We start from the raw sequence: 23,614 nt of genomic DNA, 5'->3' as shown, positions 1-23,614 counted from the left end.
GTCAGAGCTGCCCCGTTCCCCACAGCCAGACGAGCACCCCGGCGACGATGCCGATCGCGGTGCAGACGGACAGCTGGTACGGCACCACGCGAATCCAGCCGGTCGAGATGAACACGCGATGCGCGACGAGCGCGCCCACGATGCCGATCACGGCGCTCACGAGCCAGTACGGAAAGTACGCACCGAAGAGCGACCAGGACGGCGCGCCGCGGGCCGCGCAACCCGCAAGCGGCATGAAAGCCAGGAATGAACAAACGACAACGAGTCTGGGCCATGTACGTTGTTTCATCGCTTCTTCTACGCTTCATGACTGGGCTTCATGACTGGAATAGATGCTGAATTCCACTCGTACGAACAACCCACGCGCGCATCGACGGGTTGCGTCCCGCATTCCCCAATTCAAGGCAACCCATCATAGCGCGGTTTGTCGAGCCGCCGCCCCTGGGGCGCCTACTGGCCCAGCCGCTCGCGCTGCCGCGGGAACACGAGCGTAAAGCGCGTCACGCCGTTGCTGCTGGACGCTTGCCACGTTCCGCCGTGCAGCAACATGATGCTGCGCACGATCGAAAGCCCTAGCCCGCTGGACTCCGACGAGCGGTGCCGTGACGGATCGGCCCGATAGAAGCGGTCGAAGATCCGTTCGAGATGATGCGGCTCGATCGTCGGCCCGCGATTCTCGACATGGAGCGTCGTCGCCTCCGGTCCTTGCTGCGCCACGGTCGAGATGGCCGTCCCCGGTTCGGCATAGCGCAAGGCATTCGCAAGCAGATTGCCCAGCGCACGGCGCAGCAGATCCGGATCCGCGCATACGTGGCCTTCGCCGCGCCACTCGAGGCTCACGTTGCGGTCCTCCGCGAGACCCTCGAAATACTCCTGCATGCGCTCGAACTCCACGGCGAGCGGCAGGTCCTTGCGCTCGATGGCGTTATCGGCCTGCTCGGTGCGCGCGAGAAACAGCATGTTGTCGATCATCTTCGACAGACGTTGCAATTCCTCGTAATTCGAGCCGAGCAGCCGCTGGTAATACGCGGTGTCGCGCGTCTGGCTCAAGCCGACTTCGGTCTGCCCGAGCAGATTGCCGATGGGCGTGCGCAGGTCATGCGCCATGTCGGCCGACACCTGTTTCAATTGGGTGAACCCGCGCTCCAGCCGGTCGAGCATGCCGTTGAATGCGGCGATCAGTGCGTCGAGTTCGGGCGGCGTGGCGCGCTGCTCGATGCGCGTCGAAAGCGTGCTGACGCCGATCGCCCCGGTTTGCGCCGCGAGCACACGCAACGGCTGCATGTTGCGGCGCGCGAGGACGAAAGCGAGCAAGGCGACGATAGTTGCGCCGGCGGAGGCGAATAGCAGTATCTGGTTCCGATATGCCCGCAGCAATTGCGTGCGCTCGGTCAGCAAGCGGCCGGAGATGATCTGCAGGTCCTGTTTTCCGGCTACGTCGTGCGCCGCAGCGGCGACGTAGATGAACGGCGTCCCATCGGCCGCAACCGTATGCTGGACCGCGCCCAGCGTGAGCGGCATATCCACCGGCACCGGCTTCATGTCCGGCACCGCCCGGTGACCGGGATTCACCGTAATGAGCGGCGCTTCACCCGGAAAGCCCACGATCAGCAGCGATTCCGTATTGCCGAGCATGTTCGCGAAGAGATGGGGCTTGTCGCGTATCAGCTCGCGCACGTCGACATCGTTCATCAGCGTGCGAAGCTGGTCCACGCGCGTCACCAGCGCCGCGTCGTCGCGCACCATCAGTTGCCGCTCCAGCCCGCGATACAGCAAGGTGCCGAGCAACGCCATCGCGGTAAAAACGATGAGCGCGTATAACACCGCAAGGCGCGTGGTGAGCGAAAGCCGCTTCATGCTTCGTACTCGAAACGGTATCCCACGCCGTGAATCGTATGAATCAGACGAATCGGGAACGGGTCGTCGATCTTCTGCCGCAGCCGGCGCACCGCAACATCGACCACGTTGCTATCGCTGTCGAAGTTCATGTCCCAGACGCGCGAAGCGATCAGGGCGCGCGACAGCACCTGACCTTGATGCTCCAGAAAGAACGCCAGCAGGTTGAATTCCTTGTTGGTGAGCGTGAGGCGCACGCCGCCCCGGTCGACTCGCCGCTTCGGCACGTCGACCCGCAGATCCCCGACTTCGAAGACCTGCTCCTCCTGCTTTTGTGGCTGGCCGCGCCGCAGTATGATGCGGATGCGCGCCAGCAACTCGGCAAACGAGAAAGGCTTGACGAGATAATCGTCGGCGCCGAGATCGAGGCCCTTGAGCCGGTCTTCGAGCGTGCCGCGTGCGCTCAGGAATAACACTGGCGTTTTGATGCGGGCACCGAGCTTCTTCATGACGGTCCAGCCGTCCATCTCCGGCATCATCACGTCGAGCAGGATCAGGTCGTAAGCCATCTCCTGTGCGAGGTGCAGCCCGTCGATGCCGTTCGTGGCCACGTCCACCACGTAGCCGGCTTCCGTCAAGCCGTTCTGGATGTACTCGCTGGTCTTGGCTTCGTCTTCGATGACGAGGATTTTCATGGCGTCGATCCCTGCACTCTCATGCGCGTGTCACTGATTCTGTGCTCGTTTTGCGCCCCTATGCCAGCCAGGCGTGATAGCAGTCTAGGCAGTGCGTTCCAACAGGGCCGTTACTCAATCATTACAGAGAAATGACGAAGTGCAGCGTGTTCTCTCCCTGATATTTTTTTGTAATGGCCCGGTCACGCTCTTGTTTTTGCAGGGCGCCTAGACTTCGATTCCGTTGTACCGCATACCGATTTACGCAGCGCCGTTTCCGCGGAGTGCAATGGATCACCGGTACCGCCCCTTCCTCCAATGACCCACCTTAGGAGTCCTCCATGGAAATCACGCAAAACACGGCCAAACTCACCCAACGCATGACGATTGGCGACTTCCTGCTGCGCCGTCTCCAGGAAGCCGGTATTCGTCATTTGTTTGGTGTCCCGGGCGACTACAATCTCACGCTGTTGCAGCAACTCCAGGATAGCGGTGAGCTGGAATGGGTCGGCACGACGGGCGAGTTGACCTCCTCGTATGCTGCGGACGGCTATGCCCGTCTCAATGGCCTCGGCGCGCTGCTCGTCACGAACGGCGTCGGCGCCTTGAGCGCGCTCAACGGTGTGGCGGGCGCCTATGCCGAGCACGTCCCCGTCATCTGCATCAGCGGTTCGATCCCGCTGCGCTCCATCGATCGCGGCCTCGGCATGCATCACACCATGGCCGACGGCAACTTCGACCACTTCCTGCGCGCCTATGCGCCGGTGACGGTCGCCCAGGCGAGGATCACGCCGCGCAACGCCGTCGTCGAGATCGACCGGCTGATCCTCACCGCCTGGCGAGAAAAGCTCCCGGTCTATATGGAACTGCCTTCCGACATCGCTTACCTCGAGATCGAGGTGCCGGCCGCGCCGCTCGTTCCTGCCCACGTTCCGAGCGATCCGGAACGGTTGCAAACGTGCATCGCCGCGCTCGCCCAACAGTTTTCCGCGGCAACCGCACCGGCGATCCTCGTGGATACGGACGCCGACCGGTTCGGCGTCGTCCCCGAACTCGTGGCGCTGGCGGAAAAGCTGCAGGCTCCGGTCGCGGTGATCAACGCCGCCAAGGGCGTGGTCGACGAATCGCACCCGCAATACGTTGGCATCTACGCCGGCAAGGGCAGCGAGCCTGGGGTGCAGGAAACGATCGAGAGCAGCGATTGCCTTCTCGCCGTGGGCTACCGGCCGATCGAAGTGACCACGGGCGATTTCTCGGCAACGCTTCCGGCCCGCACGATCCACGCGCGCGCGCACGCCGTTGACATCGGCGAAGACAACTATCAGGCGGTGACGCTCAAGGAAGTGCTACGGGGCGTGATCGATGCGATCCCGCAGGTGGCGACGCGCGTGCAACGCCCGGTGGATGCGCCCGCCGCACGGATGCACGTCGAGGCTGCCGCGAAGCTGACACAAGCCGCTTACTGGCAGTCTGTGCAGGACTATCTGCGGCCCGGCGACGTCCTGTATGTCGACAATGGCACGTCGTTTTCCCTTCTCGGCCTGAAGCTGCCGCCGGGCTGCACGTTCATCGGATCGATCAACTGGGGGTCGATTGGCTATTCGGTCGGCGCCCTGCTCGGCGCGCTGACTGCGGCCCCTGAGCGCCGCCACGTGCTGCTCATCGGCGATGGTTCGTTCCAGGTCACGGCGCAGGAGTTGTCGACCATTCTGCATCACGATCACAAGCCGGCGATCCTGCTGATCAATAATGGCGGCTACACCATCGAACGCGGCTATCTCGGCAAAACCGAGCCCTACAACGACATCGCGAACTGGGCCTACGCGGAGCTGCCGAAAGTGCTCCATCCCGGCGCCTCCGTGCAGTCGTTCGTGGCCAGGACCTGCGGGGATCTGCAAAACGCCCTCGCCGCGCCGAACGACAAACTGATTTTTGTCGAATCGATCATGGACGCCTGCGATGCACCCGCGGCGATCACGCGAAGCAGCAATCTGGGCGCCGAACTCGACTATGGTCCGCGCGGCCCGCAGCATCGCGAGGGTCTCCAACTGCGGTAAAACGAGAACGCCGCCTCGCAAAGACTCAGGTCTGCGAAGGCGGCGTGTGTTATTTCTCGCGCAAGAAGCCGGGCAGGCAATCAACGCTGCGCAGTCTTCCCACCGAGTTCATCGTCGACGAACGCGCGCACGATATCCTTGAACGACGCGTCGCCTTGCAGGCCAAGCTGGGACGCGCGCGCGATGTCCCACTGCGCGGGCCAGCTGCCGACGATCTTCTCCACACGTTCATCCGCCTTAAATTCGATCCGTGCCGCGACGGCATCGCCCGCGACTTCCCGCAGCGCGGCGATCATCTCGTCGACCGTCACCGAGACGCCCGGCAGATTCACCGTGCGCCGGTTGCCGAGCGCCGCGCCGTCGATCTCGCATCCGGCAATGAGGCATTCGATCGCCTTGCGCGGCGACAGCAGCCACAGCCGCGTCGAACCGCTCACCGGGCACACGGCCGGCTCGCCGTTCAGCGGCTCGCGAATGATGCCGCTGGCAAACGAGGACGCCGCCGCATTCGGCTTGCCCGGCCGCACGCTGATGGTCGGCAGACGCAGCACGCGGCCATCGACGAAACCGCGTCGCGAGAAGTCGTTGAGCAGCAACTCGGCGACGGCCTTTTGCGCGCCATACGACGACTGCGGATTCAAGGCGGTTTCATCGAGGACGACGTCGGGCAGATCGCCGCCATAGACGGCGACCGAACTCGTGAACACGACGCGCGGCCGATGCCCGCGCTCGCGGCACACGTCGAGCAGCAGCCGCGACGCGTCGAGATTGATGCGCATGCCGAGATCGAAGTCCGCTTCCGCCTGGCCGCTGACGATCGCCGCGAGATGGAAAATCGCCGCGGTCCTGTCGTCGACTACACGTTCGAGCACGCTGCGCTCGGCAATGTCCCCGACCTCGACACGCACGCGTTCGTCAGCCGGCCCCGGCGCCGCGACGACGTCGAGCAGCACCAGTTCGGTGATCGGCTCGCGCTGCCCATCTGCGCCCTTCAGTTCGCCGCGTGCGAGCAGTTCGCGCGCGAGACGCTGGCCCAGAAATCCCGCACCGCCCGTGATCAGTACTTTCATGTCGCTGTTGTTCCTCAGTGTGTTCGTCGAATGCGCTCAGGTACTTTCGCTCAGCTACGCGCCTTCACGTACGGCCTGATCCATCCAAGCCCTTCCGAAGTGCCCGCGCGCGGCCGGTATTCGCAACCGATCCAGCCGTCGTAGCCGAGTGCGTCGATCAGCGAGAACAGATACGGGTAGTTCACTTCGCCAAGATCCGGCTCGTGCCGCTCAGGCACGCCGGCAATCTGGATATGCCCGATGCCCTTCATGTCACGCTTGAGCTTGACGGCGAGATCGCCTTCGACAATCTGGCAGTGGTAGAGATCGAACTGCACTTTCAGGTTCGGCGCGCCCACTTCCGCGCAGATGGCCTGCGCGTCGTCTTGCCGGTTCAGAAAGAAGCCGGGAATATCGCGCGTGTTGATCGGCTCGATGACGACGGTGATGCCGTGAGCCTGGGCGGCCTGCGCCGCGTAAGCGAGGTTCTTCAGATACACCTCGCGATGCGCGGCGCGCGGTTGCTCCGGCTTGATCAACCCGGCCATCACGTGCAGCTTGTCGTTGCCGAGTACACGGGCGTAGTCGAGTGCGGTGTCGATACTGCGGCGAAACTCGTCCTCGCGGCCCGGCAGCGACGCGGTGCCGCGCTCGCCGGCTGCCCAGTCACCCGGCGGCGCATTGAAGAGCGCCTGGGTGAGGCCGTTGTCATCGAGACGCTGCTTGATGTCGGCGGCCGGAAACTCATAAGGGAACAGAAACTCCACGGCCTCGAAACCGTCGCGCGCGGCGGCGGCGAAACGGTCGAGAAACGCGTGTTCGTTGTACATCATCGAAAGATTGGCGGCAAAGCGTGGCATCGAAGCGACTCCTTGAATACGGTTAGCGGTTCACGAGCCGCGCGGGCGTCAGCCAGACGGCGAGCGCGCCGATGACGAGCATCGCGGCCAGCACGTACATGCCGGTCTGTGTGCTGTGCGTGAGATCCTTAAGATAGCCGATCATGTACGGGCTGGCGAAGCCCGCCAGATTACCGATCGAATTGATGATCGCGATGCCCGCAGCCGCCGTCGCGCCGGTCAGGAAACGCAGTGCATAGAACTGCATCGGTCCGTACGAAAACGAACACGGCGGAAAGCAGGCCCCACGTGATCATGATGCGCGCAATCCAGATGCGCGCCGAGCCGATGCATCAGGATATTGCTGGGCAGTTCGAAGAGAAAGTAGCCGACGAAGAACACGCCCGCGCCGAGACCGAAGACGGTCTCGCTGAACGCGAGGTCCTGCGACATTTGCAGCTCGGCAAAGCCCACGTTGACGCGGTTCAGATACGCGACCACGTAGCACAGCATCAGAAACGGCACGATGCGCCAGAACACCTTGCCGTAGGTGCGTTCGATTTCGGCCGCGCCGGGTTGCCCGGCAGCGTCGGCGGTGGATGCGGGGCGAACGGATGCCGCCTGATAGCTTGTCATGCGCTTGTCTCCTTCGGGTTGGCGCCGGTTGCAGGCCGCCCGCTTCATACCGGACGGCCCTCCGGCTTTTTGCCTGAGGTGGGTGATACGGAGGGTCCGCATGGGGGCGCGGAACGCTCGATGGGATCGAGGGGGCTACCAGCGCGCGCCGAACACCGTGCGCAACTCTTCGAGCGCGGTGTCGTCGAGCGGCGCGGGACGCGGGTTCGTCGTCAGCCACAGGCGCGCCGTCTCTTCCAGTTCTTCGAGTACGTACGAAGCCTGCGAAACGGAACGCTCCCAGACGACCGGTCCGAGCCGCTCCAGCAGCACGCCGCGCACGCGCTCGGCGAGCGCGGCGATCTGTTGCGCGACTTGCGGATCGCCGGGACGCCGGTAGCGGATCAGCGGAACGTGCCCGACCTTCATGACGTAATACGGGGTGATGGGCGGCAGCACGTCGGCGTCGCTCCAGACGCCCGCGAGCGTCAGCGCGACGAGGTGCGTCGAATGCGTATGCACGATGCCGCGCGCCTCGCGATTGCACTCGTAGACGCCGCGATGCAGCGCCAGCGTTTTCGACGGCTTGCCGCCCGACACCGCGTTGCCGTCGAGATCGACCTTCGCGATCTCCGCGGGGTCGAGGCGGCCGAGGCAGGCATCCGTCGGCGTGATGAGCCAGCCGTCGTCGAGCCGCGCACTGATGTTGCCCGCGCTGCCGACGGTGTAGCCGCGCGCGTAGAGGCTCGCGCCCGTCACGCAGATTTCTTCGCGGACCTTCGCCTCGCCGCTGGTGTGAATGGCCGCCGTCACTGCGCGCCTCCGTCGAGCATACGCAGCGCCTTCGCGAAGAAGTCGACCGCGCCGAAGTTGCCGGACTTGAGCGCGAGCGCAAGCGGCTCGGCAGCGATGGTGGCGGTGGCGGGCACGCCCGGATCGATCTGCTTGCCGATGCGCAGCATGGCGACGCCCAGCGCCTGCACCACGGCGCCCGAGGTCTCGCCGCCCGCGACGACGAACTTGCGCACGCCGAGATCGCGCAGCCCTCGCGCGATCGACGCGAGCGTGCGTTCGACCAGTTCGCCCGCTTGCGCCACACCCAGTTCGCGCTGAGTCGCCTTCACCTCGTCGGGCGAGGCCGTCGCGTAGATCAGCACGGGCTGCGCTGCGTGCATGTGCTCGCGCGCGAAGGCCAATGCATGCTCGACGACGGGCTCGCCGCGCGCCGCCGCAAGCGGATCGATGCGGAACGCGGGGCGTGTTTCGCGCCATGCGGCAACCTGGGCGTTCGTCGCCTTCGACGCACTGCCCGCCAGCACCGCCGACGCGCCGTCGATATGCGGCAGCTCGCCTGCATCGGCGGCGTCGGCGAGCAACCCGGCGCGGCGGAAATTCGCGGGCAAACCGAGCGCGACACCCGAGCCGCCCGTGATCAGCGGCAGGTCCGCGCACGCTTCGCCGAGCGTATAGAGATCGGCGTCCGAGACGGCATCGGCGATTGCCATGCGCACGCCGTCGGCGCGCAACGCGTCGACCGAGGCGCGCACGGCTTGCGGGCCTCGCGCCACAGCGTCGTAGCGTACGAGGCCGACTTTCGAGCGCGTTTGACGTTGCAGCACGCGCACGAGGTTCGCGTCCGTCATCGGCGTGAGCGGATGATGCTCCATGCCCGACTCGTTCAGCAGCAGGTCGCCGACGAACAGATGCCCGCGATAGATCGTCCGGCCATTTTCCGGAAACGCGGGACACGCGATCGTGAACGGCGCGTCGCCTCCCTTGCGCGACAGCGCGTCGAGCAGCGCGTCGGCCACGGGCCCGATGTTGCCTCGATCGGTCGAATCGAAGGTCGAGCAGTACTTGAAGAAGAACTGGCGGCAGCCTTGCGCGCGCAGCCATTCGAGTGCGGCAAGCGACTGCGCCACGGCGTCGGCGGCGTCGATCGTGCGCGACTTCAGCGCGACCACGAGCGCGTCGGCTTCGATGCGCGTGTCGGCGCCGGGCACGCCGATCGTCTGCACGGTGCGCATGCCGCCGCGCACCAGCATGTTCGCGAGATCGGTCGCGCCCGTGAAATCGTCGGCGATGCAGCCGAGCAGCGGCTTGCCGGCAGAGGCGTTCGTGTTCGTCATGTCGTTGCGCCCTTCCCGCTCAGCGCTTCGCGGGCACATCGATGCCCGGGAAAATCTTGATGACGGCCGAATCGTCTTCGCCGCCGTGACCGGCCGTCGACGCCATCATGAACATCTGATGCGCAGCCGCCGACAACGGCAGCGGAAACTTCGAGCCTCGCGCGGTATCGAGCACGAGGCCGAGATCCTTGACGAAGATGTCGACGGCCGACAACGGCGTGTAGTCGCCGTTGAGAATGTGCGGCACGCGGTTTTCGAACATCCACGAGTTGCCGGCGCTGTGCGTGATCACGTCGTAGAGCGCGTCGGGATCGACGCCTTCGCGCAGACCGAGCGCCATCGCCTCGGCGGCGGCGGCGATATGCACGCCCGCGAGCAACTGGTTGATGATCTTCACCTTCGAGCCCGCGCCGTGCTGCTCGCCCAGCCGGTAGACCTTGCCGGCCATCGCGGCGAGCACGTCCTCGCACGCGGCATACGCGGCGGCGGGCCCGGACGTCATCATCGTCATTTCGCCCGATGCCGCGCGCGCCGCGCCGCCCGAGACGGGCGCATCGAGCAGTTGGAGGCCGGCCGCTTCCACGCGGCGGCCGAGGTCGATCGCGAAGTCGGGCGCAACCGTCGCGCACGCAATCACGACGCCGCCCGGCTTCATCGATTGCACCGCGCCCTGCTCGCCGAACAGTACCGTTTCCGTTTGCGCGGCATTGACGACGAGCGTGACGACCACGTCGCACTGCGCGCCAAGCTCGGCGGGACTCGCGCAGGCCGTGCCGCCCGCGGCGACGAACTGGTCGAGCACTTCGCGGCGCACGTCGCATGCATGGACGTTGAAACCGCCGCGCAACAGCGAACGCGCGACACCCATGCCCATCGCACCGAGACCGATCACTCCGACATTTCTCGACATACCCTTTCCTTTACGAACAGTGCTGCAGACTGCGCGCGCGGATTGCACCGGCGAATGCGTCTGCAAATTCAGCAGATACCGGCTTCGGCCAGACGGCGCGCCGCGTTGTACATGTGCGTTTGCGCGGCATTGCGCGCGGCCATCGGATCGCCAGCGCGGATCGCCGCGACGATCGCGGCGTGTTCGTCGCGCACCTGGCGCGAGAAGTCCTCGCGCAGCGCCTCGTTGCGGCGCGTGATGACCGTGCCCGCTTCGAGGTATTGATTGAGGAACGTCAGTGTCTTCAGAAAGTACGGATTGCCCGTCACGGAGGCGATCGCGCGGTGAAACGCGACGTCTTCGGCAACGCCGTCGCGGCCTTCGGCGACGGCTTCGTCGATCTTTCTGAGCGCGGCGTCGATGGCCATCATGTCGGCGTCGGTGCGGCGCATCGCGGCCTCCGCCGCGACTTCGGCTTCGATCGCGCGGCGCACCGCGAGAATCTGCAGCACCGAGCCGCCTTCCATCGCTTCCGCGTAGTCGATGCGCAGCGGCCGGATCGCGCCATGCGCGGCTACGTACACGCCGCTGCCCTGACGCGGCTCGACGACGCCCTCGTTCTTCAGGCGCGAGATGGCCTCGCGTATCACGGTGCGGCTGACGCCGAACTCCTGGGCGAGCACGGCTTCCGTCGGCAGCTTGCCGCCGCGCGCGAACGTGCCCTTGTCGATCTGTGCGAGCAGCTGTTGCGCGACGGTGTCGCTCAGCGCCCGGTTGGGAATTTTCTCGAACATATCAGCAGATTTGCCATGTCATAGGGTCATCATACAAATTTTAGGACATGGGTCTGCATTGGGGAGAACCCTTAAAGCTCAGCCCGGGTGTCGCGCGGCGCTGAGAAGTGCGCCGCAATGCGGTCATTCAGGGAGGTCGTCTACTTCGAGATCGAGGAGCGCCATGCTCATCGACTTGCCGTGCGCATCCAGCGCCAGAGAGCGCGTGACGCCCCCACCGAGCGCGTTGCCGAGCACGAAATTGAACGCGCCCAGCAGCGGCAGTTCGTAGCGCACGACCTCGCCTTTGACCACGTCGGCGAGGTGAGCCTTGACACGTTCGGGCGTCAGGACGTTGCGCAGATGGGCGTAGTGCTTCGCGTCGTAGCAGATCACCGAGATATTCAGCGTATTGCCTTTGTCGCCAGTGCGGCCATGGGCCAGTTCACGCAGTTTCATCGCTTGCCTCGACAACCTGGAAAACCGGATTCACCTGTTCGCGTGGCAGCAACACGGACTGCACGGCGAGCACCTCGCGAGTCGATTTCGTTACGCCCCCGCCGCCCGCAGGGCCGTTGGTGTAGAGCGTTTCGACCTCGTTGCCGATGCGCGCCGCTTCCTTTGCGTTGGCCGCGCGCCCTGCTACGCGAACGCGCACTTCGTACGGCGCGTCGTGACGTGCCGCGAGGGCATCGCCATAGAGCGCGTTCATGCCGATCAGGTCGAAGCGCAGTTCGCTCGTGTCGACGCCCGTGATCGCCAGCCGCTCCCGCACGATGTCGAGCGCGAGTCGCGCACGCTCGACCGCGCCCGGGCCGCCATAGGAAATCTGCCCCTCGCCGATGTAGCCGTCGACATAGGCGACCGACACCTTCAGCGTTCCGGTGCGTGTGCTGCCGCGTCCGCCCGTCACGCGCACGCGGTCTCTTGCCTCTTCCACGACACGCACTCCGCTGAAATCAGCGACGACATCGGGCTGCAAGTAGCGTTGCGGATCGTGAATCTCGTAGAGCAATTGTTCCTTGCATGTCGCTTCCGTCACGCGGCCGCCCGCATGCGGCACCTTCGTCACGACGACGCTGCCATCGGCGCTCACTTCGCCGATCGGAAAACCGAGCCGCGCGAGATCCGGTACGTCCTTGAAACCGGGATCGGCGAAGTAGCCGCCAGTCACCTGCCCGGCGCATTCGAGCAAATGCCCGACGACGGTTGCCTGCCCAAGCGTGTTCCAGTCGTCCATGCGCCAGCCGAACTCGTGGATGAGCGGCGCCGCGAACAGGGACGGGTCCGCGACGCGCCCCGTCAGCACGATATCCGCGCCCGCCGCGAGCGCATCGACGATAGGCGCGGCGCCGAGATACGCATTCGCCGAAACGATGCGGTCCGTGTAGCGGCTGACATCGTCGCCGGACTCTTCGAAGCGCAGTTGGGAACGCAGGACGACATCGAGCACATCGTCGCCGGTGACGGCGGCAATCTTCAGTCCGCCGAGTCCGAGCTCCTGCGCGATCTGCGCCGTCCTGATCGCCGCCGCGCGGGGATTGGCCGCGCCCATGTTCGAAATGATCCGTACGCGCTTCCTCACGGCGACCGGCAGTACGGCGCGCATGCGTGCTTCGAGCAGCGGATCGTAGCCGAGTGCGGGATCGTGACGGCGCGTCTGCTGGGCGATCGCGACCGTGCGCTCCGCGAGGCATTCGAATACGAGGTAGTCCAGCGCGCCGTGCTCCGCGAGCTCGACAGCGGGCTCGATGCGGTCGCCCGAATAGCCTGCGCCCGCGCCTATCCGTATGCGCCTTGGTGATTCGATACGGTTCATGACTTCTACCACTCCTCTTTACAGCGGAAACACGCCCAGCACGACGCACGCGATCGTCATGACGATCGACGCGCCGAACAGCAGCGGAAACGTGAACTTCTGATGATCCGCGAGATCGATTCCACACAGGCCGACGACGAGAAATGTCGCGGGCGTGAGCGGGCTCACGGGAAAGCCGGTGGTCATCTGGCCGAGCAGCGCGGCCTGGCCGATGTGCACCGCCGGCACGCCGAGTTGCGACGCCACTTCGGCAATCACCGGCAGCACGCCGAAATAAAACGAATCGGGGTCGAAGAGCATCGAGAGCGGCATCGACAGCACGCCGAGCACGACCGGAATGCGTCCGGCAAACGCAGGCGGCACGAAACCGACCGCCGCCTGCGCCATCGCCTTGAGCATGCCGCTGCCCTGCATGATGCCGGTGAACACGCCCGCTGCGAGCAGAATGCCCGCCATCATCAGCGCGGCGCGCGCGTGGGCGTCGATGCGCTTGCGCTGCATGTCGACGTTCGGGTAATTCACCATCAGCGCGATGCACAGGCCCACCATGAACATGATCGCGGGCGGAATCTTCTCGCCCATCACGACCATCGTGCCGAGCACGACGATCGTCAGCACGATGTTGAACCAGAAGTTCTGCGGGCGGCGCAGCGCCTGCTCCTCGGGTGTGAGTTCGCGTTTGGGCAGCGCAAGCGTGCCGCTGGCGGAAGAATAGCCGAGACGCTTTTCCTCGCGCCGGCCGAGCCACCAGGCCATGCTGAACACGAACACGAGGCCGATCGCCTGGACCGGAATCAACGGATTGAACAGCGCCGAAACCGGCAGATGCAGCGACGCCGATGCGCGGATCATCGGCCCCGTCCATGGCAGGAAGTTGATGCCGGCCGCCATCGAGACGGCCGCGGCCAGCACGCGCTTGTCCATGTTCAGGCGCTCGTACAGCGGCAGCATGGCGGGGATGGTGACGAGAAAGCACACGGCGCCCGAGCCGTCGAGGTGAATGAGCAGCGCGAGCAGCGTCGTGCCCATCACGATACGCGTCGGTTTGGTGCCGACCGTGCGCAGGATGCGGTCGATGATCGGATCGAGCGTGCCCGCGTCCGTAATCGTGCCGAAATAGAGAATCGCGAACACGAACATGCCGACGACGGGCGCGAGGCCCTTCAATCCGTCGATGACGAACTTGCTCGTCTGCAAGCCGAATCCGCCGATCAGCGACGCGACGATCGGCACGATGATGAGCGCGACGAGCGGCGACATGCGTTTTGAAAGTATCGCGGCCAGCAGCACCACGATCGTCACGAGCCCCAGCAACGGCAGCATGTTCTGTCTCCAGTCTTGTCTTTTAGTGCGGACCAGCGTAAGTTCGGCGCTGCAATAACACAATTGAAATGAATTGATCGCAGCAATCACAGTTCGTTATGGATCTCAATCTCCGCGACATTCGTGCGTTCGTGACCGTGGCGCACGCGGGCAACTTCACGCGCGCGGCGGCGCGGCTGCATCTGTCGCAGCCCGCGCTGACTGTGCAGATTCGACGCCTCGAGGAAACGGTGGGTGCGCGTTTGTTCGATCGCAACAGCCGCAGCGTCGCGCTGACCCAGACGGGCCGCGAATTGCTGCCTATCCTGACGCGATCGCTAAGCGATATGGAGCAGGCCCTCAGAGATGCGCGCGCGCTTGGCGACGGGTCGAGCGGCACGGTGCGGCTCGCGTGTCTGCCGACCTTCGCCGCGAGCGCGCTGCCCGAGTTGATCCAGACGTTTCGCAGGCGCGTGCCACAGGCGCGGTTTCAGGTTCGCGATGTCGTCGCGAGCGCTGTCAACACGCTCGTGCGCAATGAAGAGGTCGATATTGGGCTGACGGGCGGGCACAGCGTCGATGCGACGCTCGATGTCCTGCAGACGGGCGAGGATCGCCTCGTGATCGTGTGCCCGAAGACCCACCCGCTCGCCCGCAAGCGCACGGTGACGGTCGACGACTTCGCATCGATGCCGCTCGTGCTGACCGCGCCTGGAACCAGCGTGCGTGCGGTCGTGGACGCCGCGCTGTCGAACGCGCGTTGCACGCCCGATATCGCGTGCGAGCCGATGTATATGATGACCGCCGTTGCGATGGTGCGCGGCGGCCTCGGGATCTCGGTTCTTCCGGAGTCCGCGCGCGAAGTGCATGCGGAGCGAGGTCTCGTCATGCGGCCGATCGACGATCCGGCGTTCGTGCGCCCGATTGCGCTCGTCAAGAAGCGCGGTCGGACGCTGCCTCGTGTGACTGAGGACTTTGTCGATACGGTTGATCTTGGGGGCAAGGCGCGGGGTAACGCGGGCTAGACGTAGCGGTCCGCCCTCTGCACTGTGGTTCCGAAAATGGTCAGCAGTTCGCGCTTGTCGGGTATGGGCGTGCCGTCCCAGTCGGCGTGCTCAACGACCACCGCCGTGCCCCGTTCGTACCGTTAAACGATTCGAAACCGCTCTGACGCCGCGAACGGACCTTGCCGCGATACTGGCCCGCTCGATTTGCGAGCGCTGTGGTACCCACCCAGTCAGCGTAACGATGCCGCCGCGCACCTGTACGTGAATATTCATGGAATTCACCCCAGGATTGCGCACGAGGGCTCGACGGACGTCGCCAGCCAGCATGGTATCGGACCTCCGTCGCGGCGCGGCCGGCGCAGCCGCCGCCGTTTGCGCGGACGTCTCGACAGGCGGACTTACAGTTGTTTGCGCGCTGGCGCAGGTCGCGCCGCCTGCGATGGCAAATACCAGTGCGGCACCGACGACTTGTCCTCCAAGGCGACTTCTCATGCTCCCTCCAGGGCGGTTTTAGAACGGCACCTCGCGACGAACGTTCTCGCGTGAGCCCAACAGCGCGAGCAACGATAGGACGAACACCCGACATGCTCGTGTATGGATGTCGTCACTGCTCAATATAGCTTCTCGTCGCACACGCGAGAGACCGATCGCCCGTGCAGATGTCACAGGCTTTGATGCCGGTATTTGAAGGTCCTTCGAAGGGATAAGGTCCATTTAGCGGAACATTTCCGAACATCATTTCGCGGCAGTTGGCGCGCCGCCGTAATGATTACATGCGACGTAATTGCTCGAAATGGTCACGAATCGATAATTTCCGCTATCCGGTCGAACGCGGTTGTACATCGATCGCAACGGACCGCTTGTTCTCATACATACGGAAAGACCATGAGCACATTGGACCTCAACCAGCGAGTATCGAAGGAGCTGGGCGGATTGCTTCGCTATTGGCGAGAAGTGCGAGGCGTCAGCCAGCTCGATCTTTCGCTCGACGCGGGCCTCTCGCAGCGGCAGGTCAGCTTCATCGAGAGCGGCCGAAGCGTGCCGGGCCGGCAGACACTGCTGAATCTCGCGCAGTCGCTCGATGTGCCGCTATGCGAGCGCAACGTTCTGCTGTTGTCGGCCGGATACGCACCCATGTATTCGGAAGCGGCGTGGAATGCCCAGGAGATGTCGCTGGTCACAGGCGCGGCCAGGCGTGTTCTGCAGCAGCACGAGCCGTATCCGGCGATCGTCATGGACCGGTACTGGAACGTGCTGATGACCAACCGTGCCGCGCCGGACTTCTTCAACCGCTTCGTCGATATGGCGGCACGCGCGGGGCCGCGCAACATCCTGCACCTGATCTTCGATCCCCGCGGCTTGCGGCCCCATATGGCCAACTGGGAGGCGGTGGCGCACAGCCTTATCCAGCGCGTGCAACGCGAATCGGTGGGCCACGTCGTCGATCCTCAGACGAAACAGCTCCTCGACGCGCTGCTGTCCTACCCCGGCGTGCGCCCCGAATGGCGATCGCAAGGGATGGCCGGTTCTGCGTCCACGCTGCCGATCGTGCCGATGGGCTTCATCAACGACGGCGCCGTACTCAACTACTTCTCGATGATCACAACGGTCGGAACACCGCTGACGGTCGCCGCACAGGAACTGCGGATCGAATGCATGTTTCCCGCCGACGACGCAACCGAAGCGCGGCACATCGCCCTGCTCGATGCGGCCCGGGAATGATTTGACTCGCCGATTACCAGCCATGTAATTGGCGAGGCTCGTTTCTCTCACTAACCTGTGCTTGTCGCCTGATCGATATCAGCGATACCTTCAACTCTCAAGGAAATACCGTGGCTCACTTCCCCATCTATACCCTCGAATCCGCCCCTGAACAATCGAAGCCCGCGCTGAACGGGCTCGCCCAGGCCTTCGGCATGGTGCCCAATATCGCTGGCGCGATTGCCGGCTCGCCGAAGCTGATCAATGGCCTCGTCGGCCTGTTTCAGCAGGCGCATGGCGGCAACTTTTCCGAAGCGCATGTCCAGACGCTGCTGCTCACCAATGCGGTGACCAATGGCGCCACCTGGCCGGTCGCATTCCACTCGTGCCTCGGTCTCAAGGAAGGCCTGAGCGAGGCCGACGTGCAGGCGATCCGCGAGCGCCGCCTCCCGGAGGACCCGAAGCTCGCGGCGCTCTCGCGCCTGGCACGCACGCTGATCGAAAAGCGCGGCCATGTCGACGATGACGACATCGCTGCGTTCACCAAAGCTGGCTTCGATCAGGCACTGGTGCTCGACGTCATCCTCGTGGTCGCCGCCTCGACGATCACGAACTACACCGCGAGCGTCACCCAGCCGCCCCTCGAAGACATGTTCCAGCCCTACGCGTGGAAGGCGTGAAGTGAGTTTGAGCGGCGGGAGCACCATCCAAACCCGCCGCCGCAGAATGCCTCGTTCAAGCCCTTTCCCCTTCGGGAAAGGGTCTTTGATCCTCCGGTTCCTCTAAGCCAGGGTACAGACCCATCAACCCTGTGGGGTAATCGTGTGCGCCGATTTAAGGACAAGAGCCAATCATGAACAACGTGAATCCATCGACCGCACCTTCGTTCCCCTACCAATTCGTCTCTTCGTGCAAGCGCGATGGAGGGCTAAGCCGTACCTGGCTGGACGAAAGTGCCAACGATTTCTTCGGAACTGAGGACCTGCTATCGCAGGCTTACGAAGATGCGGTGCATGTGGGAGTGATGGCTGACTAAACGATCACGATAGCGTGCCCCCGCTTCCTCGAAGCTTCTCGATTACCCGTGACGTAATTGAATCGCGCTCATGCGATCGCCAAGATTCCCCTGGATCCTCGGAAAAGAGGAACAAGAACGGTGCACTAGCTAGACAGGACGAGTGGTCGATCATGGAAACACGAAATAAGGTATGCGAAGCATCGCAGCGAATCAGCGAGAGAACCGCCTTCGGTATCAAGTGGAAAGACATTGCACGGGCCGTCCGTCGGCGGTCCATACGTTGGAGAGTTCAAATGGATGAACTTCATGATAAGGGGCTCTTTCATCCCCTGGTAGCAGGCGCCGCGATCTATTTCACCGAGGTCATGGCGAGTGTCGATTCGAGTATCGGTCGTGCATTGATCGTGGTGATCGGCGGGCTCGCGCTTCAGATCTTTCGCAAGCTCACGCGATGCAATTGTCGTGTCGAATAACGTGTCGCGCGGAGCAGGGTAACCCGGCGACCGTAGGACACGAACTGTTGGAGATTCGTCGGAAAAGCGATCCACGACACATCTGTAAAGATAATTTTTATTATCACAAGGCAGTCGTTTTATCGCAAAACACTCGGAAGTGAAAACGTAGCCGTCTCCAGGGGCGCTCGCTCAAGAACACTGAAATCGATTGAGGTAGCTGCCCCGCAGCAAGCCCGGCTTCGCACCAGGCCCGAAATTTGCGCTGTTTCCATACCTGAAGCGACTACGTGCAATACCGGGAGTAGTGTGATGAATAAGGAACGAAGAGTGAAGATCGAGGCGGTGGCGGGCAGGCTCATTCAGGAGGTGATGACGACGGGCCTCACATGGGATGAGGCGGTCGCTGTATTTGGCCTTGCCGCGAAGGCCACTGCCCAGACCGCGGTACGTCTGGGAGCCGGCACGCCCGCGGATTGTCTTACAGTGGCGCGCATCCGGTTCGAGGACGCCTTCGCGCAGGACGTGCGGGTGGTCGTGACCGAACCTGGCGCGCAGGAGCGCCACGTCGACCACGCCGACAATACGCTCCTTGCGACCGCGCACCGTCGCCACACCGCCAAATTTCATTGATCGCCAGAAGGCCCGGTCTCGCTGTTTGCCGCCGCAGTGGCGGCACGGGTCACCATGCAAAGTCACCATGCAACGGCCGCGCGACCGCAGGTCAGGGCTTCGTCTCGGCAAACTGGACGCGCAGCTCGCGGATGCGATCGAGATCCTGTGCCACATCGCTATATAGCCGCGCCACCACGGCGTTCACATCAGCGGGCAGATTCCTTTCAAGCGCAACGTGAAACCGCTTCTCCGCGGTATCTTCACCCTTTTCGCATTCCGCCAGGATGGCGTCGTCGGTGCGGGTGCCAACCGCAGATTTCACATTGAGCCAGCCGCGATGCAACGCACCCGCAACGCTGCCGCCGTTTTCCGGCTTGCCGCCAAGCTTGACGACGAGCTCCTGCAACTCGCGCGCGCCACGCGAACAGTGCACGGCACTTTCGAGCAGTGCTTCGTTCACGCTTGCGTGCTGTGCCTCGTCGGCTGCTTTCGTGAATTCTTGCTCGCCGTCCTTTGATGTTTCGATCAACTCGTTCAGCATGGCAATGACAGTGGTTGTCATAGGTTTGCTCCCGTCCAGTAACCGCGTGAGACTCCCGGTTCGCATACGCCATGCCCGAACTATGGGCTGTTGAGGCGCGCGAACCTCGCGCCAAGGGTACGATCCCGGTATGCGCGCGGTGAGCGAACTGCTTCACGCCCCACTCCTTTACCGCGCGCAATCTGCCAGCAGATTCGCCAGCACCGACGCCCCTTGCGCGAGATGCAGCGGGTCGGCGTCTTCCGCCTCGTTGTGGCTGAGTCCGGCCTTGCAAGGAACGAACACCATCGCACTCGGCGCAACGTATGAGAGGTTCACCGCGTCGTGCCCCGCGCCGCTGCACATCTCCAGCCACGCGTAGCCGGCGGCGGTCGCCGTCTCGCGCACGCGCGCAACACACTCGGTGTCGAAGAGCACCGGTTCATACTCGGCGACCGTCTGCACCTGCACACTCGTGCCGCGCAGCGCGGTGCGCTGCAGGCAGATCGCTTCAATGTCGGCGACGAGCCGTTGCAGCGCCGGCCGCGATGGGTGGCGAACGTCGAGGCTGAACTTGACGAGCCCTGGTATCGTGCTCGGCGAATTCGGCTGGCAGGCGACATGCCCGACGGTCACGCGGGCGTCGGCATCGAAGCCATGGCCGTGCTCGATGATCGCGGCGATCATCGCGGCCGCTGCGCCCATCGCATCCTTGCGCGCGCTCATCGGCGTCGTGCCCGCGTGCGATTCGAAGCCGGTCACCGTCACATCGAGTTCGTACATGCCCTGCACGCCGGTCACGACGCCGATCGGCACGCCGGCGTTCTCCAGCACCGGGCCTTGCTCGATATGGGCTTCGAAGTAGGCTTTCGGCATCTGCCGCTCGCGCGCGCTGCCGGCAAAGCCGGTGCGCTCGAGTTCCTCGCCGAGCCGCACGCCCGTCTGCATACAGGGCCGCTCGCGTGCGGTATCGAGATCCAGCGTGCCCGCGTAGACCGCGGAGCCCATCATGCCCGGCGTGAAGCGCGAGCCCTCTTCATTGGTCCATGCCACCACGTCGATCGGATGCCGCGTCGCGATGCCAAGCTCGTTGAGCGTGCGAATGGCCTCGAGACCCGCGAGCACGCCGTACACGCCGTCGAATCGGCCGCCGAGCGGTTGCGTGTCGAGATGACTGCCGCACATCACGGCGGGGGCGTCGGGCTGCGTGCCTGGCCGTCGCGCGAACACGTTGCCGATCGGATCGATGCGGATTTCGCAGCCGGCTTCCTCGCACCAGCGCATGAAGCGCCGCCGGCCCTGCACGTCCTTGTCGGTCAACGCCAGCCGGCAACTACCGCCGTGCGCGGTCGCGCCGATTGCCGCCATCTCCATCAGCGCATCCCAGAGTCTTTGCTGATTTACGAAGATCATCTTGCACGCTCCCGAAAAGCACCGAGCCTGTCCACCTGGCTCGATAACGAAAACTCAAAAATAATTGACGCCCGAAAACCTTTCCTTCTCGCTCTCAACGGCTTTGCGTTCGGCGTGATCGTCCGGCATTCTCCCGTTGACGCTCCGTGAGGACGATTTGAGTCCCGTCGCGCACGATCAGGCCCTGCTGTTCCAGCTGAGCCAGAATGCGATACAAGGTTTCATGGGCGATTCCGAGCGTGCCCGCCCATTGCATGAGCGTGCCGGGTGCCGTGAACCGTTTGTGAGTGTCGTGCTCAAGACGCAGGCAATGCAGGACGCGATCGCGCGGCGAACGCAACGTCAGGCGTTCCTCGCGTGCGCGACTGCGCACGAGTTGCCGAGACAGGAGCCGGATCCAGTCGACCGCGAACAATGGATCACCCTCCAGACACGCAAGCAGCGTCTTCGCTGGAAAGACCAGCAGTTCGCTCGGGCTCGCGCAAAATGCATCGCAGTGGTAGTGCGGACTGAAGAGGCTCGCTTCGGCGAGGAACTCACGAGGACGCGCAGTTTGCAGCGTGAGGGATTCGCCGTGCGCTTCGTCACGTCGCAAGAGTACCTGCCCCTTCTGAACAAGGTAGACCGACTCGACCCGCTGTCCGCGCTTGAATACGTAAGCGCCCCGATCGTAGCGACGCAACAGGGCTGAATTGCGCAGCGCGTCCGGCCACGTCTGCAGGTCCGCCACCGCATATGCACTGAAGGAATCGGAAATATCGGTCGTGTTCACCTGTGCGGTCTATTGCGCTGTCGAAGCGTTCATCGAATGATGATGCATCATGCCGGATTCGTGCCCCGCCATCGCATCCTGGCCGTGATCGGACAGCTGCGCATCGAACCACACGTGCAGCGCGGCGACGAGGCGAGGCTCCTCCGAGCGGTACACGATTTCGCCGCCATTGGGCGAGTCGAGATAGTGGATCTTCAGTTCGCCCGGCTGGGCTGTACGCAGGGCAGCGAGGCCGGGCATATCGCTGCCGTGGGTCTGCTCCGGCGCCTCGAAGTCACCCGCCGCGAACCGCTGGGCGATCCCGGCCAGATGCCTGCGGATCAGCGCGACCTGCTTCGGATCATGATGCTTCGTGACGACCTGCTGAATCCCACCGTCTGCGGTCTTCGTAAAGATGTGAGTGGTGGCGGCAAGCGAGAATGGCATCACCTTTGCGCCCTGTTGCGCAACGTCTCCCTGTCGTGCCGTGACTTCGGCGGTGGCGGGAGACGAAAGAACGGCGGCGCCGAGCAGCACGGCAGTCCATGTCGCGAATGCGGTGGTTGAAGGGCATTTCATGGGGTGCTCCAGTCGAAAGTCGCAAGCAGTTTAGCGCCGGCGTTTCGCTCGGACTATGACTGGAATCATACGCCGCAGTGCGCCTTTCGCGCGGGAAGCCAGCGTTCGCGGGTCCGCTGGACGCGTCGTGCCATGGCCGATGAGATGCCGCCAGCTACGCCAATTCTAATGGGCATGCCACCGCCTATATCGTCACGCCCTGGCGACGAACAGGAGGCGCGTCGATGTCCACATCGTCCAGGCCGGCACGCATAGCAGCGAGGACCTTTCCCTGCGTATGATCTGATAACAGCGCAGCGCCTATACTGCGGGATTCGCCCAGCAACACAAGGCGTTGGCGAGATCGGGCCAGCCGCAGCGAAATTTCCGCCTCCCTCGACCGGAGCCGTCCGGATGGACTTTAACGTCGGCCTTTTCGAAGTGCTGTTGCTCGTTTCGGCATTGGTGGCAATGCTCGTGCGGCGTTTGCACATGCCGTACAGCGTCGGTCTGGTTATCGCTGGAATCGCCCTCTCTTTTCTCGCCTCTTCCCGATTTCCCGTTATCCCTCTCAACGAAGACTTCATCTACAACGTACTGCTGCCGCCGCTCATTTTCGAAGCGGCGTTTCACATGCGTTGGGGGGAAATTCGCAGAGACTTTGCCGTCGTCCAGACGTTAGCTTTCGTCGGCGTGCTCGTGTCGGCTGGCGTGACGGCCATGGGCATGCATTACCTGTTGCACTGGGACTGGATTTCGGGCCTGCTTTTCGGCATGTTGATCGCCGCGACGGATCCCGTCTCGGTCCTGGCCAGTTTCAGGGAAGCCGGCGTGGCGGGCCGCTTCAGGAATTTGATGGAGGCGGAGAGCCTCTTCAACGACGGCACGGCCGCCGCAGGCTTTCGCGTCGTGCTGGCATTCGTCGGCGGCGCGCACGTTCATCCGCTCGACGTGCTGAAGATCACCGGCGTCGTGCTTCTCGGCTCGGTCCTGTGCGGCTTGCTGATCGGCAACGTGGTGCTGTCGCTGCTACACCGTACCGACGATCATCTCGTCGAGATCGCGTTCGCCATGATCGCGGCCTATGGCTCGTTTCTGCTCGCCGAGAACCTTCATCTTTCGGGGGTGCTCGCAACGCTGGTTGCAGGCCTCGTGATGGGGACGCGCAACGCGGTCAATCCAATGACGAAGAGAGGCCGCGAAGCCGTCGAGAACGTACTCGAATACGCGGTATTCGCCGCGAATTCGTTCATCTTTCTCTTCATCGGCATTCAGCAGGCCCAGCGGGAGTACGAAACAGTGTGGGCTTCGATCGGCATCGCCGTGGTCGTCGTGATGCTGGCCCGCGCGGTGGCGGTCTACCCGTGCTGCATGCTGTTCGCGCGCTCATCGCTGCGCATCGACGTGCGGCATCAACATATCCTGTTCTGGGGGGGCATGCGAGGCGCGCTGGCTTTGGCGCTCGCCATGGGTTTGCCGCCCGGCGTGCCGCGTCGCGAGGAAATCGTTACGGTGTCGTTTGCCGTGGTGGCCTTTTCGATTTTCGTTCAGGGCACCACGATGACAGTGCTGCTGCGGCGCTTGCGAGTCGTGTGAC

Annotated in this window: 25 protein-coding genes and 1 pseudogene; 8 read left to right on the top strand and 18 right to left on the bottom strand. The window is 63.8% G+C overall.

Translation table 11 applies throughout. The features are described 5' to 3' along the window. Position 1 precedes the first annotated feature (1 nt). The 3 genes from AB4Y40_RS26895 to AB4Y40_RS26885 all read right to left on the bottom strand — a co-directional run bounded on the left by AB4Y40_RS26895 (position 2) and on the right by AB4Y40_RS26885 (position 2,531). Positions 2 to 289, bottom strand: coding sequence for a hypothetical protein (locus tag AB4Y40_RS26895; protein WP_368690411.1), 288 nt, complete (start codon positions 287 to 289; stop codon positions 2 to 4). A 161-nt stretch (positions 290 to 450) separates the two neighbouring features. Beyond that, the gene (locus AB4Y40_RS26890; RefSeq protein WP_368690410.1) at positions 451 to 1,857 is read right to left on the bottom strand and encodes a heavy metal sensor histidine kinase; all 1,407 of its coding nucleotides are present in this window, start codon (positions 1,855 to 1,857) and stop codon (positions 451 to 453) included. Beyond that, entirely contained in the window at positions 1,854 to 2,531 is a 678-nt protein-coding gene (locus tag AB4Y40_RS26885) for a heavy metal response regulator transcription factor (protein ID WP_368690409.1), read from the bottom strand. The genes AB4Y40_RS26890 and AB4Y40_RS26885 overlap by 4 nt, the downstream gene beginning before the upstream one ends. Positions 2,532 to 2,851: 320 nt before the next feature. On the opposite strand from AB4Y40_RS26885, the gene AB4Y40_RS26880 reads away from it, so the two are divergent. Further along, the gene (locus AB4Y40_RS26880) at positions 2,852 to 4,567 is read left to right on the top strand and encodes an alpha-keto acid decarboxylase family protein (RefSeq protein ID WP_368690408.1); all 1,716 of its coding nucleotides are present in this window, start codon (positions 2,852 to 2,854) and stop codon (positions 4,565 to 4,567) included. Positions 4,568 to 4,647: 80 nt separating this feature from the next. Here the strand turns inward: AB4Y40_RS26880 and denD are convergent, their stop codons facing one another. The 10 genes and pseudogenes from denD to AB4Y40_RS26830 all read right to left on the bottom strand — a co-directional run bounded on the left by denD (position 4,648) and on the right by AB4Y40_RS26830 (position 14,003). Next, the gene (gene denD / locus AB4Y40_RS26875) at positions 4,648 to 5,637 is read right to left on the bottom strand and encodes a D-erythronate dehydrogenase (RefSeq protein ID WP_368690407.1); all 990 of its coding nucleotides are present in this window, start codon (positions 5,635 to 5,637) and stop codon (positions 4,648 to 4,650) included. A 50-nt stretch (positions 5,638 to 5,687) separates the two neighbouring features. Next, positions 5,688 to 6,476, bottom strand: a complete 789-nt coding sequence (gene otnI / locus AB4Y40_RS26870; RefSeq protein WP_368690406.1) for a 2-oxo-tetronate isomerase — start codon at positions 6,474 to 6,476, stop codon at positions 5,688 to 5,690. 22 nt (positions 6,477 to 6,498) lie between these two features. Further along, positions 6,499 to 7,091 (bottom strand): annotated as a pseudogene (locus AB4Y40_RS26865) (MFS transporter). Between the two features lie 135 nt (positions 7,092 to 7,226). Then, complete coding sequence (locus tag AB4Y40_RS26860) at positions 7,227 to 7,883, bottom strand: aldolase (protein ID WP_368690405.1); 657 nt, start codon at positions 7,881 to 7,883, stop codon at positions 7,227 to 7,229. Further along, entirely contained in the window at positions 7,880 to 9,199 is a 1,320-nt protein-coding gene (gene otnK / locus AB4Y40_RS26855) for a 3-oxo-tetronate kinase (RefSeq protein ID WP_368690404.1), read from the bottom strand. The genes AB4Y40_RS26860 and otnK overlap by 4 nt, the downstream gene beginning before the upstream one ends. Positions 9,200 to 9,218: 19 nt before the next feature. Beyond that, a complete protein-coding gene (gene ltnD, locus AB4Y40_RS26850; protein WP_368690403.1) occupies positions 9,219 to 10,109 on the bottom strand; it encodes an L-threonate dehydrogenase in 891 nt (296 codons plus the stop codon). Positions 10,110 to 10,177: 68 nt separating this feature from the next. Further along, positions 10,178 to 10,882, bottom strand: a complete 705-nt coding sequence (locus AB4Y40_RS26845; RefSeq protein ID WP_368690402.1) for a FadR/GntR family transcriptional regulator — start codon at positions 10,880 to 10,882, stop codon at positions 10,178 to 10,180. Between the two features lie 123 nt (positions 10,883 to 11,005). After that, positions 11,006 to 11,320: a hypothetical protein gene (locus AB4Y40_RS26840; RefSeq protein WP_368690401.1), complete on the bottom strand. Its 315-nt coding sequence runs from the start codon at positions 11,318 to 11,320 to the stop codon at positions 11,006 to 11,008. After that, positions 11,307 to 12,680: an acyclic terpene utilization AtuA family protein gene (locus AB4Y40_RS26835; protein ID WP_368690400.1), complete on the bottom strand. Its 1,374-nt coding sequence runs from the start codon at positions 12,678 to 12,680 to the stop codon at positions 11,307 to 11,309. The genes AB4Y40_RS26840 and AB4Y40_RS26835 overlap by 14 nt, the downstream gene beginning before the upstream one ends. Before the next feature lie 18 nt (positions 12,681 to 12,698). Further along, on the bottom strand, positions 12,699 to 14,003 hold the full coding sequence (locus AB4Y40_RS26830) for a CitMHS family transporter (protein ID WP_368690399.1): 1,305 nt from the start codon (positions 14,001 to 14,003) through the stop codon (positions 12,699 to 12,701). Between the two features lie 98 nt (positions 14,004 to 14,101). Between AB4Y40_RS26830 and AB4Y40_RS26825 the strand changes: the two genes are divergently transcribed. Next, positions 14,102 to 15,007, top strand: a complete 906-nt coding sequence (locus AB4Y40_RS26825) for a LysR family transcriptional regulator (protein ID WP_368690398.1) — start codon at positions 14,102 to 14,104, stop codon at positions 15,005 to 15,007. A gap of 90 nt (positions 15,008 to 15,097) precedes the next feature. Here AB4Y40_RS26825 and AB4Y40_RS26820 read toward each other — a convergent pair whose 3' ends face one another. Next, positions 15,098 to 15,316 (bottom strand): BON domain-containing protein, encoded by a 219-nt coding sequence (locus AB4Y40_RS26820; RefSeq protein WP_256095105.1) that lies wholly within the window; start codon positions 15,314 to 15,316, stop codon positions 15,098 to 15,100. Positions 15,317 to 15,883: 567 nt separating this feature from the next. Between AB4Y40_RS26820 and AB4Y40_RS26815 the strand changes: the two genes are divergently transcribed. From AB4Y40_RS26815 to AB4Y40_RS26795, 5 genes are all read left to right on the top strand, one after another. Beyond that, complete coding sequence (locus tag AB4Y40_RS26815) at positions 15,884 to 16,711, top strand: helix-turn-helix domain-containing protein (protein WP_368690397.1); 828 nt, start codon at positions 15,884 to 15,886, stop codon at positions 16,709 to 16,711. Between the two features lie 110 nt (positions 16,712 to 16,821). Beyond that, positions 16,822 to 17,370 carry a carboxymuconolactone decarboxylase family protein gene (locus tag AB4Y40_RS26810; protein ID WP_368690396.1) on the top strand — a complete coding sequence of 183 codons (549 nt, stop codon included), beginning with the start codon at positions 16,822 to 16,824 and terminating at the stop codon, positions 17,368 to 17,370. A gap of 173 nt (positions 17,371 to 17,543) precedes the next feature. Beyond that, complete coding sequence (locus AB4Y40_RS26805) at positions 17,544 to 17,726, top strand: hypothetical protein (protein ID WP_368690395.1); 183 nt, start codon at positions 17,544 to 17,546, stop codon at positions 17,724 to 17,726. Positions 17,727 to 18,001: 275 nt separating this feature from the next. Next, positions 18,002 to 18,181 (top strand): hypothetical protein, encoded by a 180-nt coding sequence (locus AB4Y40_RS26800; protein ID WP_368690394.1) that lies wholly within the window; start codon positions 18,002 to 18,004, stop codon positions 18,179 to 18,181. A gap of 309 nt (positions 18,182 to 18,490) precedes the next feature. After that, positions 18,491 to 18,793: a hypothetical protein gene (locus AB4Y40_RS26795; RefSeq protein ID WP_368690393.1), complete on the top strand. Its 303-nt coding sequence runs from the start codon at positions 18,491 to 18,493 to the stop codon at positions 18,791 to 18,793. A gap of 91 nt (positions 18,794 to 18,884) precedes the next feature. On the opposite strand, the gene AB4Y40_RS26790 is transcribed toward AB4Y40_RS26795, so the two are convergent. The 4 genes from AB4Y40_RS26790 to AB4Y40_RS26775 form a co-directional block, all read right to left on the bottom strand. Next, a complete protein-coding gene (locus AB4Y40_RS26790) occupies positions 18,885 to 19,337 on the bottom strand; it encodes a PA2169 family four-helix-bundle protein (protein ID WP_368690392.1) in 453 nt (150 codons plus the stop codon). A gap of 147 nt (positions 19,338 to 19,484) precedes the next feature. Next, the gene (locus AB4Y40_RS26785; protein WP_368690391.1) at positions 19,485 to 20,708 is read right to left on the bottom strand and encodes a Zn-dependent hydrolase; all 1,224 of its coding nucleotides are present in this window, start codon (positions 20,706 to 20,708) and stop codon (positions 19,485 to 19,487) included. Positions 20,709 to 20,802: 94 nt separating this feature from the next. Further along, positions 20,803 to 21,480, bottom strand: coding sequence for a Crp/Fnr family transcriptional regulator (locus tag AB4Y40_RS26780; protein WP_368690390.1), 678 nt, complete (start codon positions 21,478 to 21,480; stop codon positions 20,803 to 20,805). 9 nt (positions 21,481 to 21,489) lie between these two features. After that, positions 21,490 to 22,038, bottom strand: a complete 549-nt coding sequence (locus AB4Y40_RS26775; RefSeq protein ID WP_368690389.1) for an aspartate carbamoyltransferase — start codon at positions 22,036 to 22,038, stop codon at positions 21,490 to 21,492. Between the two features lie 393 nt (positions 22,039 to 22,431). Here AB4Y40_RS26775 and AB4Y40_RS26770 point away from each other — a divergent pair, with 393 nt between their 5' ends. Further along, positions 22,432 to 23,613, top strand: coding sequence for a cation:proton antiporter (locus tag AB4Y40_RS26770; RefSeq protein WP_368690388.1), 1,182 nt, complete (start codon positions 22,432 to 22,434; stop codon positions 23,611 to 23,613). The last annotated feature ends 1 nt before the right edge of the window (position 23,614 follow it).

The sequence above is a fragment of the Paraburkholderia sp. EG287B genome (assembly GCF_040965595.1).
In the GTDB taxonomy this organism is placed as follows: domain Bacteria; phylum Pseudomonadota; class Gammaproteobacteria; order Burkholderiales; family Burkholderiaceae; genus Paraburkholderia.
The sequence above is the reverse complement of the archived record's forward strand: the minus strand, read 5'-3'. Positions and strand labels throughout refer to the sequence as shown.